A 15,699-nucleotide genomic window follows, 5' to 3' on the forward strand; every position below is an offset into this window, starting at 1 on the left:
GCATCGTTGAGTGGTAATTCACTAACTAAGGAAACGATATGAACGTAACCAAGCGAAATGGCGCGACAGAACCTTTTTCACCATCAAAAATTGAAAAAGCAGTCAACTGGGCTGTAGATGGAACGTCGGTCGAATCGCAAGAAGTGATTGATAAGGCAATTTTACTAATTTATGACGGTATCAAAACCAGTGACATTCAACAGGCATTAATTAAAGGCGCTGCTAAGTTAGTGTCTGCAACCAAAGCTGATGCATCTTTGGTGTCTGCGCGTTTATTGCTGTTAGATTTATATAAAACCGTATGCGGTGTAAACGGCAAAGTCAGCGGTGGTGGCTTTCAGTATCCTCATATCAAAGATTATTTAGAAAAAGGCGTTTCTTTAAAACTGCTGGACCCTGAACTTTTAAACTATGACCTTGAGCGCATTAATGCCGCTATCAAGCCTGAGCGGGACTTATCATTCCACTACTTAGGGCTTGATACATTAGCCGACCGTTACTTTATTCGTGCCAATCGCGATATTCGCCTAGAGAAAGAAACAGGCAATATGTCGGGTAATATTATCGAATTGCCACAGCATTTCTGGATGCGTGTAGCAATGGGTGTTGCCTTAAAAGAAAAACCTGAAATCCGTACTTCTGTAGCGCTGGCTTATTATGAGCTTTATTCGAAATTAGAATACGTCTCCTCTACCCCAACCCTATTTAATGCTGGTACGTTACATCCTCAGTTATCAAGCTGTTACCTGAACCAAGTCTCAGACACCATTGCTGCTGATGAAGGTGATAACCGCTTTGCTTCTATTTTTGGAGCAATTGAAGAAACGGCGTTACTTTCTAAGTTTGCGGGCGGTATTGGTACAGACTGGACGCCAGTACGCGGTGAAAATGAATTAATTTTTGGAACCAATGGTATTTCAAGTGGTGTAGTTCCATATATCAAGGTCCAGAACAATACCGCAGTTGCCGTAAACCAAGGCGGTAAACGTAAGGGTTCGGTTGCCCCATACTTAGAAGCTTGGCATCCAGACTTTATGGCGTTTTGTGAGCTTAAAAGAGAATCTGGTGACGACCGCCGCCGTGCTCATGACGTATTCCCTGCCGCTTGGGTTCCTGATCTCTTGATCGAACGCAAAGAAGATCCAAATGCCATGTGGTCTTTCTTCTCGCCTAAACGCTTCCCTGAATTGCATGAACTTTACGGCGAAGATTTCGTTAAACGCTATGAAGAACTAGAAGCCGCTGGTGAATATGATTTCCAACTTCCGGCTATTCAGGTATGGCGCCATTTGTTGACCAATTTATTTGAAACAGGTCATCCTTGGATCACTTACAAAGATGAATGTAACCGCCGTAATCCTCAACAACATGCAGGCGTTATTCATCACAGTAACTTGTGTACTGAAATTACGTTAAATACATCTAAAGACGAAACAGCGGTATGCAATTTAGGTTCTATTAACCTTTCACAAGTAATGTCAGCTCCAAATCCTTTAGAAAGATTACGTGAAGTTATCCGCTTGGCTATTCGTAATTTGGATTCTGTAATTGACGTGAATTACTACCCTAGCGACCGCGCATCCAACTCTAACTTCAAACACCGCCCTATCGGCTTGGGTGTGATGGGTTATTACGAATGGCTGGTAAAACAAGGTGTGGATTTCGAAAGCGAAGAACACTTAAAGCAAGCTGACGCATTGTTTGAGGCAATTTCTTACTTTGCTATCGAGGCTTCAGCAGACTTGGCTCAAGAACGCGGTTCATATCCATCATTTGAAGGTTCTAACTGGTCTAAAGGTATCTTGCCAATCGATAACGCCAAATTGATGGAAGACGGCAAACCATTCTTTGATCAACCTCGTCGATTCGACTGGGAGGCTTTACGTGAAAAAGTCAAAAAAGGGATGCGTAACTCGAACGTTATGGCGATTGCGCCGACTGCAACGATTTCGAATATTGCAGGAACAACTCAATGCACAGAACCGCCGTTCTTGCTTGAATACTTCAAGTCTAACCTAGGTGGTACTTACCAAGTCGTCGATCCTGCAATTGCTCATGTCGGTGACAAATATCACTTGCTCAAAGAATCGTATTATGTCGACCAACTCTACATCATTAAGGCAGCCGCAGTTCGTCAAAAGTGGATTGACCAGTCTCAATCAACTAACCTCTTTGCAAAACAAGGTACAACTGGTCGTGATTTAGATTTGTGGTATACAACAGCTAAAAAACTTGGCTTGAAAACCACTTACTACTTACGCAATCAATCTGATGCAGAGAAGAGCGCTTCAATGCGAACCAAAGTTATTGCGGAATTAGCTAACGCAGCTTTAGGCAAACTTTCAGAACCAACTGAAAGCGCACCAAAGATGTGTTCAATTCTCGATCCAGATTGTGAAAGCTGCCAGTAAAACTTTTTTAATTTAGGCGCAAATATTAGTAAGCGCTTACTATAATTATAGGGATGAAAAGTTCATCCCTATTTTATTTGTGAGTATTAAAGAAATTATGACTTACGCAAATCGTATTAATGACCGACGTCTAATTTTAGGTCCCAAGGATGACCTAATGGCAATTAGCCCGATGAAGCATACATGGGCAAAAGGCATTCTCGACCGCATGGAAAATAATACGTGGTTTCCGCATGTCGTAAATATGGCAGATGATGTTGCCAGTTATAACCGCTTAAATGCCGCAGATCGTTTCATGTTTGATAAAGCATTAGCTTTCTTGTCAAACCTAGACGGCATTCAATTCAACAACATCAACCAGAATATTGCAAAACACGTAACCTCTCCGGAAGTTTCCATGTGTTTGTCACGTCAAGCATGGGAAGAAGCGCTACACGTCAAATCATACGCCACGATCATTGAGACAGTCAGTCTTGATCCAATGAGCGTTTACATGACATTTGAACGTGATGGGTTATTGGCTCAAAAAAACCAGTTCATTCTCAAACAGTCGCGATTACTCGGTGAAAAATTCTCGGCTGAAGGTTTTGCCCTTTCATGTGTATCAAACGTCTTGCTTGAAGGTGTTTATTTCTTCTCAGGTTTCCTTTCGTTCTATCTGCTTGCCGATAAGGGTGAAATGTTAGGTTCAGCCGACATGATTCGCTATATCCAACGTGATGAAGAAGGAACGCACCTAGATTTGTTCGCACATATGCTAGACACCCTTCGTCACGAAAATAAAGACGTCTTTACCCAATCCTTCTGGAATAAAGCTCTTGAAGTGTTCCTGACTTCATCAGAAATGGAAATCAGTTGGGGGAAATACATTACTAAAGGCGTAACGAATCCTAAAGCTATTGAGGATTACATCAAGCATCTTGCAAACCTCCGTGCTGAACAAATTCAAGCGCCGTTTGTGCCATATCCAGGCGTAAAAAATCCATTCCCTTGGGTTGAGCAGTTCTCTAAACCTAATACGTCAGAAAAGAACTTCTTCGAAACCCGCGTCACTGACTACAAAGTTGGCGGTGCTTTGGTTTGGTAAGGAGGAACTAAATTGCAAATTACTAATTTCGACCTCGTACACCTCATTGATAAAGCAATTGAGGAAGGTCAAATCAAAGTAAAAATCTTGGCAGACAGCATCAATGAATACGGCGATCGCCTTGTCACCTTTGAGCTTATGTATTGGTTACCAATACATGCCGAAATGATGACTCATCGTGTATTCAGCCGTAATGCCGCATCTAACCGCGCCATTCCTATTTCAAAGATCATTCAGCAAGTCTGGAACAATCCGGCATATCCAATCTTTTGGGGCAAAAACAAGGCTGGCATGCAAGCGAATGAACAGTTTTCAAAACGCAAGATTCGCTTGTGCCGATTTGCATGGAAATGGTCAGGTCGCCTGATGTGCGGTGTTGTATGGTCCTTAATGAAATTAGGACTGCACAAGCAAACGGCCAACCGCTTATTGATGCCTTGGCAATTTATGCATGTGGTTCTTAGCTCTACGGAAATGGATAACTTTTTCGATCTCCGTATCCATGAGGACGCACAGTTCGAAATCTTCGCTGTTGCTTATCTCATTGAAAAAGCAATGCGTACTTCAACACCTAAAAAGCTCAAATTTGGTGAATGGCACTTGCCATATATCACAGACGAGGAACGGAAGCAGCACAAAATCGAGGTATTAAAAAAGGTATCTGGTGCCCGTTGTTGCCGCGTCTCTTTCATGAACCATTACGGCAATAAATCAAATGTTGGTGAAGATTTAAAACTTTGCGAACGCTTGGTCGGAGCTGAACCTTTGCATGCTTCACCTTTTGAGCACCAAGCAACACCTGACAGCTTTGATCACCGCACGGAAAAGTATGCCAACCCAACAATGCACGGAAATCTAAAAGGCTGGTTACAACATCGCAAATTCATTGAAGCAGAAATCTTCTTATCGAAAAACAAGGAGTAAGTCATGAATATTTTTGGAATCGGACAAAGTAAAGCTACCGAACATCTTGAAGAAAAAGTTGGCATGGGCCAAGTCAAGCCTAAAACAGTTCGCCATATCACGGCTGATCTTGAGCAAAAGCTGAGTGAGCTTTTCGATTTAGAAGAGCGCCTGTTAGAGGACAACGATGTTCAAAATGAATTAATTCGATCCGCTACAACTCGCATTGAAGATAACAATGTCGAAATTGCGCGCGCTATCAAAACACGAAAAGCATTAACGGAAGTCTTTCAGGAGATGAACGGGTAATGAGTAAAACGAAGGTAAATCCTAAGTGGTTCAGACATGAGGCATTACATACATCTTATGTCCTTTTAAGCATGGTGAATGACCACCTGACTAGGCATCAGTATTACCTAGAGCGCATCAATCCTGAATTTAATCGCCACATTGATGCCGCAATTGAGCATTTGACCGCAGCTTATCAAGCCGCAGGTAATGAAGGCCTTGAGGTCAAAAAGAAAATAAAAGTCTAAACCGTCTATGTCATTAACAGGAGATAGCACATGACTATGACTAACGAACAGATCGAAATGGAAATTAACAACCTTAAGAGCCAATTGACTCAAAAGGCTGATGTTGCTTCCGTTAATACTCTTGCTAATCGCGTTACAAATGTTGAAAACACTAACGCTAGTCAAAGCACCTCAATTTCAACTTTGACAAGCCGCATGAATAATGCAGAAGGAGTGAATGTCACTCAAGGCAATTCAATCAATAGCTTGAATTCGCGTGTAACTAACTTGGAGAACAAAGTTGGCTGATCAAATCATTTTTAGCGAAATGGTCACGGCTTTGGTGAAAAAAGGTCAGGACATCCTGAATGATATGACACCAGAGCAAGCCGATTTACTTCACATGGGTGTCGGTGTTTCAGGTGAATCTGGTGAACTTCTTGACGCAATCAAGAAACATGCAATTTACGGCAAACCGCTAGATCGTGAAAACGTGATTGAAGAACTTGGTGATTTAGAGTTCTACATGGAACGTATTCGCCAAATCATCGGGGTAAGCCGTGAGGAAACGATTGCGGCGAATATGGCAAAATTGGGTAAGCGCTATAGCAAAGGCACTTATTCAAATGAGCAAGCCCAAGCTCGTGCGGATAAGGTGGAAGCATGATTTTTGCATTATGTGGCAGTCATAGAACCGGCAAGACTACTTTGGCTCAAGAATTTGCCAGAGTTTCAGGGGCAAAATTTATCCCTATGTCGATTACTAGATTGCAAAAGGAAATTGGCTTTAATTCAGCTAATCAGAGCTATAGCTTTGATGAGCGAATGAAAGTTCAGGAACACCTCATTGAGCGCCTGAATGACATTTATGAAGCCAATTACCACATCGATGCAGTAGCGGATCGCTCCCCTATTGATCTTATGGCATATGCGTTGATACATGCTGGACCTGATATTACTGAGGAACAGTCTAAGCGTCTTATGCGCTATATCGACCGCTGTGCGCAGGTAGCACGAGATCACTGTATCGGCATCTTGCTGGTTCAGCCGGGCATCGAACTTAAAGAGGATGAAAAATCTGCACCCGCCGCTTTAGGGTTTATTGAACATCTAAATTCGCTTATTTTGGGTCTGATTAATGATGAACGAGTAAACGAAGTACCGATGTTTTATATCCCAAGAAATGTGACCAATTTAAAACGTCGAGTTGCCGTATGTTCAGACGCATTGGCCCGTTCAATGTTACGAAATATGGATAATGATCGTGTCTTTAACTGGAACAGTTCGGAAAGTGGTTTTAATGCATACTTCACCCCTTCAAGTCTCCCGCAATAATTTTTATTTGGGGCTATATTATTAGTAAGCACTTACTTTATTATTGTGCTTATAATTAATTGAGTTGCCCTACTCAGAGAGAGCCACCTTCGGGTGGCTTTCATTTACTGGATAAATTTCACGAACAGTTTTGTTCCAAAAGAAAATCATTACTATCTATTTGTAAGTAAAGTTTAAATGAGTTTTTTCTCATGATGAAAGCTTTTGGTTCTGCAATGATTTCTAGTGAAGAAGGCGGAATTATTGAGCAAGCTATCAAATGGTTCAAAGAATCAGTTGATGATTTAGAAAATATTATTGGAACGAAAGATTTTGTATTAACAGCTAAAGAGGGATAATGCGATGAATAGTTGTTTTATTTTTCCATTAAAAATTCATTGGCTAATGCTATTCGATAAATTCCTGACAGGAGCAATGTTAGGACTTGGTTTTATCGTTGCAATTTGGACAGTAATTAAACTCACTCAAAAACCAAAGAAAGAGCGAAAACCGCATCGTATTTAGACCGCATTAAATGAATTTTTAAGAATCAAGATTATTAGTAATAGCTTACTATAATATATTTCAGGAATATAAATATATATCCCTGAAATATCCTTATTTATCAATGCTATATTTCAAAACGAAAGTTAAATAACTGCTTATATTTCGGAGTGTTAGCTATGATTCCATATATTCTTGGAGTCGATACTGAAACGACAGGGCTAGAAGTAGATAATGGCGACAAGATTATTGAAATCGCTCTCATTAAATATGACTTGGACGGCGCAAAGCTAGAGGAATTCGTACAGCGAATTGATCCTGAACGAAACATTGATCCAAAAGCTCAAGCGGTGCATGGCATTTCCTATTCAGACCTTATCGGTTGTCCAAAATTTGTAGATATAGCAGAAGAAGTTGCCTCAATCGTAAATCACGCCTCTTTGTTAGTGGCTCATAACTTTGCATTTGATGGCCCTTTTATCGCAACTGAACTGAAACGTGCAGGCATGACGCCTAAGAAAGTTTCTTCTTTCTGCACGATGGAATATGGCCGTTGGGCAACGTTTGATGGCAAATACCCAAAGTTAGCAGATTTGTGTTTTTCGTTAGGCGTTGAATATGACGCATTAGCAGCACACGCTGCATCGTATGACGTAGACGTGATGATGCAGTGCTTCTTTAAGGCAAGAGAGCGAGGTTTCTTTCAGGTGGAAGTATGAAAGAAAAACTACCTAGATTCATCTATACGGACTTAGGAAAGGAGAAGTTATGCATCGAATGCAAATCTTACTTCCCCTTGGATGAAGAGTTCTTTTACTGGCAGTGGCACACCAACAAAAACGGTAGATCAAAACGATTCACCGCCACATGTAAGGGCTGTTACGACATCAGATATAGACCTTGGCGTCTCGCAAAACGCAAAAAAGCTATTAAATCAAGCTATGAGGAAAGACTATGAATCGAAAGCAACGTAAACGTAAATTACAGCGAGCAAAGGCTCATCAGGCACAGTCAAAAGGACACCTTGAAAAGGCTCCATTAAGTCTAAAAGATTGCCAACAAATCATTAAAGAAATGAATACCAAATATGGCTCTAATTCTCAAACCCTTCCTAAAGAGTTTGGAAATGAACGCATTGCTAAGGCTGCTAATTCAGCAGGTCACTTAGGAAATCGCCTCCCTCTCACTAGGAGACTTACTTGGTATTACGCAGCTTATTTAAGACTTTTAACTTTCTGGAGACTTATTTGTGGCCGTTCTACATCAGTTAAATAATCATCTTTGCTCATTGCGAAGATGGCAGGATATTTTAAAAGGGCTTCTGCTACTTGGATTAGCAGCAGCAGCTTTAGCTTCTGCATATTCATTCTACAAAGCCTTCTTCGAGTTAAAAGATTACCTCCTCTCTATACTCTATTTTTTTATAGGGTTTGCCAATTTTTGCTATTTCCTGAAATACAGGAAATATAAAGTGAAGATTACATATCGTTTTAATGTTTATTGCGAAGACATGGAAGAATATTTTGAATGTTCTTTTATTGGCGAAAACTTCGAAAAGTCACTGATAATGGCTTATGAAAAGGAATTGGAGGGAGTGAAGTATTCCTCCTTTGACAATGTGGTCTTAAACATTCTCGTTCAAAAAAATGAAATTCCCTATAAAGGTGGAGCTGATGCAGTTTTTGTAAGGCGCAAGCTGAATGGTCTAAAACTGTTTAAGATGGATTAAAAGGCGTTCAATTGAACGCCTTTATTAATGCCCTGATCATACAGGGCTTTTTATGATTATGATTGAAGAAACAAAACGAGCTTTGTATTACCAACCAACGTACTTAAGAAAGCTTAAATCAAAAAGAGGACATTTCTTATGCTTAAATCTAAAGTAATAAGTTGGCAGCCTTAATTTATCAGTTCTTCGGGTAAGTCATGCCGCCTTTGCTTTTTCCAATCAACTTAACAATTAGCTGACTAAAATAACTTAACGTTTTGCTAATTAAGAAATGAATTGATTGGATATGAAAATTTTATTGATGAATGACTCAAGTGTGACAACCGTTAGAAAAACACATGAGGCTTTAAAAGGTAGAAAACTCATTGCAAGTGGCATGTTTTCAGGTGTCTTTGAAAGCGGAAATCCCAATACCGTTCTTAAATTGACTGTCTGTCCAGCCACTTATTACATGCTTAACGACGAAGCAATTAAGATTGATGACATTCACTCACCTAAATTAATCAAAAACTATGGCCAAGTTGGTGAATACCTGGTTGGCAAGAATGTGAAAGAAACAAACCTCACAAAACCAAATAAAAAATTAGTTCCATTATTTCTGTTTGAAGTAGAGCGCCTTGAGAAGATTTCAAAAGGTCCTAATCGCAGCCTTGCCTTAAACCTTACATATGAATTGCGCCGCCGTCTTGCAGGGTTAGAGCACGGTATAAGTGTTCGAGGTGCCACAGCTAAAATTCTCATTGAAATGGCAAATCAGCTTCCTCAACTGAAGGACGTTCCTACCCTTCTACCTTACTTCGAAAAACTAAATAATTTCGTAGGCAGTTACGGTGATGCGTTTTATGACATCCATGCGGCAAATCTAATGCAACGTAGTGATGGAACCATTGTTTTTTCAGATCCAGTTGGCTCAATTGATATTTACACTTCCGGGCATGGCGAATTTAAACCGATCGTTAGCCTTTCGGACGTGAAGTGGACCGACGTCAAAGACCGACACCGTAAAGAGTTCCAAGCGCTTATTAATAAAATCAAACCCAATCAGAAAGCATTGAATGCCTAATTTTGATTGCAATAATAAGTAAGCACTTATTTATAATTAATGGGTATTACGTTATGATTATTGCTGAAAGTATTTTTAGCCGTATTGGCAATCTGCGCAAAGTTATGTCAGACCATCAAATCGCCTGCCTTCTATCAGGAACCAAAGGTGTTGAGAGTGAGCATTACAAAGACTTGATTATCAAAGTCGATGACATCGTAGCCAAATGCCCTCTTACCTATCAAACAGACGGCCAAGGCGACAACGCAATATGCCAAATGCATTACTTCAAGGGAGATAGCGACGTTTACATCGTTGAATTAGACGTTGCTGGTCCACCTCATACTCAAGCATATGGAGTAATCAGACTTAATGGCGGTTATCCGGAGCTTGGATATATCGATTTAGATGAATTGATCAAATATGGGTTTGAGCTTGATTTGTATTACGCCCAACAGACAGTTGGCGAAGTTATGAGAAAACTTACCTATGAGTAAACACGACGATACCGTAAATGAAGGAGAAAAATAATGGCGCGTTACTTTGACATGTTTAGCAAAGAGATTTCTAAGGAAGAATATGAAAAGTTACGTGCCCATTTTGAGGAAGTTTTTAGAAAGCATGCCGAAAACGAACCAGACACTTTGCCGCTAAACATGTTTTCGGTGCGCGAATTTCAAAATGAAAACCTATGTGTGCAATTAATATGGCTCGGCGAAATCAGCGACAAGATAGTTTCCAGCCACTACAAGTCACAATATCCAATCTTTAAAATTGCGATCTTAAATAAACGGAATGATGACCGATGGTATGAAGAACCTTTATCCAAGACGCACAACCGGCGGTCATCAGCCGATGCGGAATACGAAGACATCCTCTTGAAATACTCCAAATGTTATTACGATGAAGAAGGTAACTTTACCTATAGTGAGGACAATCTTTCCAAGTGCATTCATGAACAAATTACGGTCGAGGGACTAATAGAAGAAAATCTCCCGTCAATTACCTTCAAACCGAAGACCAATTTCGATTCAGTGTGGTAACACACTGAATCTTATTATTTTACTTTACCTACAACATCGCCATCATTTCGCTTCTTATCCACACGGCGCTCAATAAACTACATACAGCAGCAAGAAAACTGCAATAACTTCAACTAATAAAGGTATGTAAGTATGAACGCAAAAGCTACTAATCAAGTAAAAGATGATGAATTACTTATATCTAATCTTTTTGATCAACTTGATATTGATGAATCAGAACTCGACATGGCTTTAGAGCCAACAGCCGAATCTGCTGCTGTTCAAGATGAAAAGCTAATCGATGAAGAGTTGCATGATGTTGAGTTATTAGACGACTTAAATAACACTGAACTTGAAACACTCATTAATGATGAAGAATTAGATTTAAGCCTTGAAGCAGAAGAAGTTGAAAATTCTGTTGTTTCAGATAAGAAAGTTACAGAGCCTGAGAAGTTAAAAACTGAGAATGTAACTGAAAAACAAGTACCTAAATCTACACAGCAACGTGTAACGCACTACAACTCTAAGAAGTCGGAAGTTTTACTAGACCGTCTAGGCGGTAGTGCAGACATGATTCTTCTTGAAGCGAGTGATATTGATTTACCAAATGACAAGCTTAAAGAAAAACAAGAAAACCTGTTACGTATCCTGAACAACCAACCGACGGTAATTGGTACACGAGGTAATGTTGAGACAGTTCAAAAGAAAGTAGCTGAGAAGGTCATTATCTTGTTCACCTATTTCAAGAACGGTGGAAACTTAAATAAGGTCATGAGAATCGCATTTGAGACGATTATTACAGATGGTTATATTACAACTGGTAAAGGTGGCAATCTATATAACAACCTGTTGAATGCACATTACTCAGAAGGTACAGCGCGAGCGCAGGCGGGACAGATGCTCCAAATGTTCCCCCTATTGAAAATTGCAACAAAAGAAGGAAATAAGCTAATTCCAAATGAGCAGTCGCTAATTTTAGCCAAGATGAAAGCTGATCTCTTTCCAAGTGAAAAGTAATAGAAAAAAGCGGTAAAAAGGGAGTGTCAAACTCCCTTTATTTTTGCCTATGTCAAAAACACTATTTTCCTGCTTCTAATTTGCGCGCTAATTACGTTAAAAAAATTTTTATAAAGAAACACTCACGCTGAAAATAAAATTAAATCTAGCGCTTTACAACGCAAAATAGCACTTCTTATATATAAGCGCTTACTTATAAATATTGTTATACTCTTTTAAAAATATAAAACAGTAGATAGAATCCATATTATTAGTTATCGCTTACTATATATTTCCAGATAATTACATTTACTATTCACTCAACACTGGCTTTGTTGCACAAACCTAGCCTATAAGGTTTATTCAGTCCTATATTTCAAAATGAATAAACCTACTCCTAAAACTTATCGTACAACCAACTGGTCTTCCTATAATCGCGCTCTCATTAATCGGGGTAACATTTCCATTTGGTTTGATCCAAACACTCAGTGGTATGCACAACCACAAGACAAGCAAGGTCGAAATCAAACTTACTCCGATAAGGCTATTCAATGCTGTTTAATGATCAAATCTTTATTTAGACTCTCTTTACGCATGGTCACAGGTTTTGTTCAAAGTCTGATTAAACTTTGTGGATTAAATTGGACCGCACCAGATTACAGTACGCTTTGTCGAAGACAAAAACATATTAATATTGCGATTAGCTATCAAAAAAGTAGTGATGGGCTACATCTACTCGTCGACTCAACTGGCTTAAAGTTTCTAGGTGAAGGCGAGTGGAAACGTAAGAAACATGAACCTGAATATCGTTGCCAATGGCGTAAGCTTCATATTGGCATCGATGCTGAAACCTTGCAAATACGTGCAGTACAGCTTACTATAAATAATGTGAGCGATTCGCAAGTACTCGGTGATTTACTTGATCAAATCCCGTTGAATGAGCAGATTGATTCGGTCTATACCGATGGTGCTTATGACACGAAGCACTGCAGACAAGTCATTCTAGATCGAGATGCACATGCGGTCATTCCGCCAAGAAAAAATGCAAAACCATGGAAAGATCAGAAATTGAGATCTTTAGAGCGGAATGAGTTACTGAAAACAGTTAAACGTTTAGGAAGAACGCTTTGGAAAAAATGGGCAGGCTATCATCGTCGAAGTTTAGTTGAAACCAAGATGCATTGCATCAAACTATTGGGGGATAAACTCAGTGCGAGAAACTTTCAGAGCCAAGTGAATGAGATTCATGCTCGTGTGGCAGTATTAAATAAATTTACAGAATTAGGTCGTCCTCATACCCAAGTTGTCACTTGAATTCTGTTCAAATGAGCAGAGTGTTGTCTTTTAAATCTTTGTGCAACAAAGCCGCTAACGACTAAAGTTTCACCGGCTTTAGGCTGACCAATGTCTAACAACCCCATATAAGCAGTAAATCCTGGCATTCCCAAAATATCCAATGCCCAAGATGGATGTTCAGGTTGCATACCTAAGCTTTGACATACAGTCCCATTAGAAATTGCGTAGCCCTGCCAGCCATTTCCTGAAAGAACCCACTCGCCTTCTTTGAATTTTGGGTTTTTAGAGGCCACTACTTGACTGACTCTTCCACCGACCATCACTTCGCCAATTTCAACCGGTGCTGCATATGAGGGAGCATCACTCATGCGACCACACATATAAGGATCGAGTGACAAGTAAATGGTCTTTAACAATATCTCGCCTTATTTAAGTTCATTGAGTTCAACTTGCTCAATACGAAAATCGCTGTGTTTTGGCTCACCGAGTGGCCGTTTAGCTAAAACGATGCGTTGGTTAATAACTGTTTCCACTCGCATAACTCCATGTTTTGTATAAAAGTATTTCTATTGATAATTGAGACTGTTGATTAAAACGTCTTTACATCAATTGTAGATGAGTTATAATAAAAAAAATACGACTGGTCTATTTTTTACAATAGAGTAAATAATTAATATGAAGCCTAATCCTATTAAAAAGTCTGAAGCGAAGCGCTTACACATTCTTAACACTAGTTCAGACCTGATTTTGCATAAAGGTTTTACCGGTGTAGGATTACAGGAAATTTTACAGAACTGTGAGATCCCCAAAGGCTCGTTTTATCATTACTTCCAATCCAAGGAAGCTTTCGGATGTGAATTGGTACAGCATTATGTAGACAATTACCAAGTCCGTTTAAATGATGTATGGCGTAGTGATAAATCCCCTTATCAAAAGCTAATTGAGTATTTTAATTTATGGATAGAAGATCCTGTAACACAGTGTGGTTGGGCGGATAGCTGTTTAATTGTGAAACTTGCCGCAGAAGTTGCCGATCTATCTGAAGATATGCGCTCGATTATGTCCGCTGGCGTCGATGATGTAATCGAACGTATTGCTGGTTTAATTGATTTGGGAAAACAGGATCAGTCTATCCAGGCAGATACTGAGGCCTCGACGTTGGCACAAGTACTTTACCAAATGTGGTTAGGTGCAGCATTACTGAGTAAATTGCAAAAAGATAAAACACCATTACATCAAGCTCTGAGAGCAACTAAATTTCTATTAAAAAGTGAAGATTCATAAAAATTAGATTAAATATCAATTACATAATTAATGACAGCAGCCCAATGATTACTTATTAATGTGTTGCTATTAGATCAATTTACAATCCATGAGTATAGCGCACAATGAATTCTCCTTCTAAAGCCCTCATGTCTCGTATTTTAGTCGGATATTTAGGCTTATATCCCACACTATTACTGGTACTTACTTTATTAAAGCCAATTACTCAGCATCAAAGTTTCCCGATGATGGTGTTGATTGAAGTCATAGTATTAGTGCCAGTAACGCAACTGATTTCTTTCCCACTGGCAGGTTGGCTCATTACACAGCTAAAAAATTTTAAGAATTTGTTTTAAGAAGAATTTATGCTGGCAACAGCAATCCTAAGTCCTTATTTTGCCAACCACAACGGTTGGCAAAATAACTCACTTAGTCAATACTAATCTGCGTAAGCTGGATAATCAATATAGCCTTTTTCTGTCCCACCATACATAGTGCTTGCATCTACTGGATTCAATGGCCAGCCATTGGCGATGCGATCGGGTAAATCTGGATTCGCAATAAATGGGCGTCCAAATGCAATTAAATCGGCCAGTCCTGCCTCTAAAATTCGAGTCCCTCTTTCTGCCGTATATCGACCTGCATAAATAATCCGACCACTGAAAGTGTCTCTGACATCTCTACGAAAATCATGAGGAAGTTCTGGTGCATTATCCCAATCAGCTTCTGCAATCGATAAATAGGCAATCCCAACTTCTTCAAGTATTTTTATGGCTTCAATATAAGTCACATGTGGATCATCTTCAACCAACCCTATGTAAACACGATCTTCCTCTGTACTTTCAAATAGCGGGGCAAAACGCACTCCTAAACGATCTGCACCAACCACCTCAGCAACTGCCTCTACTACTTCACGTAAAAAACGCAAACGATTGTTTAGTGATCCACCATATTCATCTTCACGGTGGTTACTATGTGCAGAGATAAATTGATTCACCAAATAACCATTTGCACAATGAATTTCAACTCCATCAAAACCAGCAGCCAAGGCATTGCGTGCTGCTTGAGCATAGAGTTGCACTAATTCTTTAACTTCTGCATTGCTTAAAGCACGTGGCATTGAAGGATCAGCCAAGGTCCCAGCATTAGGCCCGGTCTCAATAAACACTTTAACATTACTATCAGCCCTAATAGCCGAGGGTGCGACCGGTGATGCATGATTAGGTTGCAAAGATGTATGTGAAACACGCCCAACATGCCAAAGTTGTGCAAAAATAATGCCTCCTTTAGCATGCACTGCTTCAGTCACTTTACGCCATCCAGCAATCTGTTCAGGGCTGTAAATACCGGGAGTCCAAGCATAGCCTTGACCACGTGGCTCGATTTGCGTACCTTCGGTGACCATAAATCCTGCCCCGGCACGCTGTTGATAATAGGTTGCCATCAGTTCATTTGGAATATTCCCTGGCTGAGTACTGCGCGACCGCGTTAATGGTGGCAATACAATACGGTTTCGCAAAACATAAGGGCCTAAGCTTAAGTTTTGAAAAAGTATGCTGTCTTTCATTTCATTGTATCCAAGTAATCATGACTTAATTGATCTAAATTAAAAAATAC

The 15,699-nt window shown here is 39.8% G+C and carries 21 protein-coding genes and 1 pseudogene; 20 read left to right on the forward strand and 2 right to left on the reverse strand.

Annotation, left to right across the window (positions count from 1 at the left end; genetic code table 11):
- The first annotated feature begins 38 nt into the window (after positions 1-38).
- The 18 genes from G9371_RS14040 (at position 39) to G9371_RS14125 (ending at position 12,837) form a co-directional block, all read left to right on the forward strand.
- Complete coding sequence (locus G9371_RS14040) at positions 39-2,411, forward strand: ribonucleoside-diphosphate reductase subunit alpha (protein ID WP_001103335.1); 2,373 nt, start codon at positions 39-41, stop codon at positions 2,409-2,411.
- A gap of 97 nt (positions 2,412-2,508) precedes the next feature.
- Positions 2,509-3,498 carry a ribonucleotide-diphosphate reductase subunit beta gene (locus G9371_RS14045; RefSeq protein WP_023897602.1) on the forward strand — a complete coding sequence of 330 codons (990 nt, stop codon included), beginning with the start codon at positions 2,509-2,511 and terminating at the stop codon, positions 3,496-3,498.
- A gap of 12 nt (positions 3,499-3,510) precedes the next feature.
- Complete coding sequence (locus tag G9371_RS14050; RefSeq protein ID WP_001167538.1) at positions 3,511-4,422, forward strand: hypothetical protein; 912 nt, start codon at positions 3,511-3,513, stop codon at positions 4,420-4,422.
- Between the two features lie 3 nt (positions 4,423-4,425).
- The gene (locus tag G9371_RS14055; protein WP_001019929.1) at positions 4,426-4,710 is read left to right on the forward strand and encodes a hypothetical protein; all 285 of its coding nucleotides are present in this window, start codon (positions 4,426-4,428) and stop codon (positions 4,708-4,710) included.
- On the forward strand, positions 4,710-4,937 hold the full coding sequence (locus tag G9371_RS14060; protein ID WP_000047654.1) for a hypothetical protein: 228 nt from the start codon (positions 4,710-4,712) through the stop codon (positions 4,935-4,937). The genes G9371_RS14055 and G9371_RS14060 overlap by 1 nt, the downstream gene beginning before the upstream one ends.
- A 30-nt stretch (positions 4,938-4,967) precedes the next feature.
- Positions 4,968-5,225 (forward strand): hypothetical protein, encoded by a 258-nt coding sequence (locus G9371_RS14065; RefSeq protein WP_002017378.1) that lies wholly within the window; start codon positions 4,968-4,970, stop codon positions 5,223-5,225.
- The gene (locus tag G9371_RS14070) at positions 5,218-5,583 is read left to right on the forward strand and encodes a nucleoside triphosphate pyrophosphohydrolase family protein (RefSeq protein ID WP_000774949.1); all 366 of its coding nucleotides are present in this window, start codon (positions 5,218-5,220) and stop codon (positions 5,581-5,583) included. The genes G9371_RS14065 and G9371_RS14070 overlap by 8 nt, the downstream gene beginning before the upstream one ends.
- On the forward strand, positions 5,580-6,251 hold the full coding sequence (locus G9371_RS14075; RefSeq protein WP_000575331.1) for an AAA family ATPase: 672 nt from the start codon (positions 5,580-5,582) through the stop codon (positions 6,249-6,251). Before G9371_RS14070 ends, G9371_RS14075 begins: the two co-directional genes overlap by 4 nt.
- Positions 6,252-6,442: 191 nt before the next feature.
- On the forward strand, positions 6,443-6,589 hold the full coding sequence (locus G9371_RS14080) for a hypothetical protein (RefSeq protein WP_000973813.1): 147 nt from the start codon (positions 6,443-6,445) through the stop codon (positions 6,587-6,589).
- Positions 6,590-6,593: 4 nt separating this feature from the next.
- Positions 6,594-6,755, forward strand: a complete 162-nt coding sequence (locus tag G9371_RS14085) for a hypothetical protein (RefSeq protein WP_001083422.1) — start codon at positions 6,594-6,596, stop codon at positions 6,753-6,755.
- Between the two features lie 158 nt (positions 6,756-6,913).
- Positions 6,914-7,453 carry a 3'-5' exonuclease gene (locus G9371_RS14090; RefSeq protein ID WP_000613547.1) on the forward strand — a complete coding sequence of 180 codons (540 nt, stop codon included), beginning with the start codon at positions 6,914-6,916 and terminating at the stop codon, positions 7,451-7,453.
- A gap of 235 nt (positions 7,454-7,688) precedes the next feature.
- A complete protein-coding gene (locus tag G9371_RS14095) occupies positions 7,689-8,009 on the forward strand; it encodes a hypothetical protein (protein WP_001080572.1) in 321 nt (106 codons plus the stop codon).
- Entirely contained in the window at positions 7,984-8,463 is a 480-nt protein-coding gene (locus G9371_RS14100; protein ID WP_000279556.1) for a hypothetical protein, read from the forward strand. The genes G9371_RS14095 and G9371_RS14100 overlap by 26 nt, the downstream gene beginning before the upstream one ends.
- Before the next feature lie 316 nt (positions 8,464-8,779).
- Positions 8,780-9,526 carry a hypothetical protein gene (locus G9371_RS14105; RefSeq protein WP_225452568.1) on the forward strand — a complete coding sequence of 249 codons (747 nt, stop codon included), beginning with the start codon at positions 8,780-8,782 and terminating at the stop codon, positions 9,524-9,526.
- A gap of 53 nt (positions 9,527-9,579) precedes the next feature.
- On the forward strand, positions 9,580-10,002 hold the full coding sequence (locus G9371_RS14110) for a hypothetical protein (RefSeq protein WP_000582280.1): 423 nt from the start codon (positions 9,580-9,582) through the stop codon (positions 10,000-10,002).
- A gap of 33 nt (positions 10,003-10,035) precedes the next feature.
- Positions 10,036-10,548 (forward strand): hypothetical protein, encoded by a 513-nt coding sequence (locus tag G9371_RS14115; protein ID WP_000135193.1) that lies wholly within the window; start codon positions 10,036-10,038, stop codon positions 10,546-10,548.
- Positions 10,549-10,680: 132 nt separating this feature from the next.
- A complete protein-coding gene (locus G9371_RS14120; RefSeq protein ID WP_000991896.1) occupies positions 10,681-11,544 on the forward strand; it encodes a hypothetical protein in 864 nt (287 codons plus the stop codon).
- A 360-nt stretch (positions 11,545-11,904) separates the two neighbouring features.
- Positions 11,905-12,837 carry an IS5 family transposase gene (locus tag G9371_RS14125; RefSeq protein ID WP_001040034.1) on the forward strand — a complete coding sequence of 311 codons (933 nt, stop codon included), beginning with the start codon at positions 11,905-11,907 and terminating at the stop codon, positions 12,835-12,837.
- 53 nt (positions 12,838-12,890) lie between these two features.
- On the opposite strand, the pseudogene G9371_RS14130 reads toward G9371_RS14125, so the two are convergent.
- Positions 12,891-13,352 (reverse strand): annotated as a pseudogene (locus G9371_RS14130) (NADP-dependent oxidoreductase); the annotation flags it as partial.
- A 142-nt stretch (positions 13,353-13,494) separates the two neighbouring features.
- Here G9371_RS14130 and G9371_RS14140 point away from each other — a divergent pair.
- Together G9371_RS14140 and G9371_RS14145 are read left to right on the forward strand one after the other, a co-directional pair.
- Positions 13,495-14,103, forward strand: coding sequence for a TetR/AcrR family transcriptional regulator (locus G9371_RS14140; protein WP_000804052.1), 609 nt, complete (start codon positions 13,495-13,497; stop codon positions 14,101-14,103).
- Positions 14,104-14,207: 104 nt separating this feature from the next.
- Positions 14,208-14,438, forward strand: a complete 231-nt coding sequence (locus tag G9371_RS14145) for a hypothetical protein (protein ID WP_001087972.1) — start codon at positions 14,208-14,210, stop codon at positions 14,436-14,438.
- A gap of 83 nt (positions 14,439-14,521) precedes the next feature.
- Here the strand turns inward: G9371_RS14145 and G9371_RS14150 are convergent, their stop codons facing one another.
- Positions 14,522-15,649 carry an alkene reductase gene (locus G9371_RS14150; RefSeq protein WP_000655271.1) on the reverse strand — a complete coding sequence of 376 codons (1,128 nt, stop codon included), beginning with the start codon at positions 15,647-15,649 and terminating at the stop codon, positions 14,522-14,524.
- Positions 15,650-15,699 lie beyond the last annotated feature (50 nt).

The organism is Acinetobacter sp. EKM10A, assembly GCF_011075215.1.
In the GTDB taxonomy this organism is placed as follows: domain Bacteria; phylum Pseudomonadota; class Gammaproteobacteria; order Pseudomonadales; family Moraxellaceae; genus Acinetobacter; species Acinetobacter baumannii.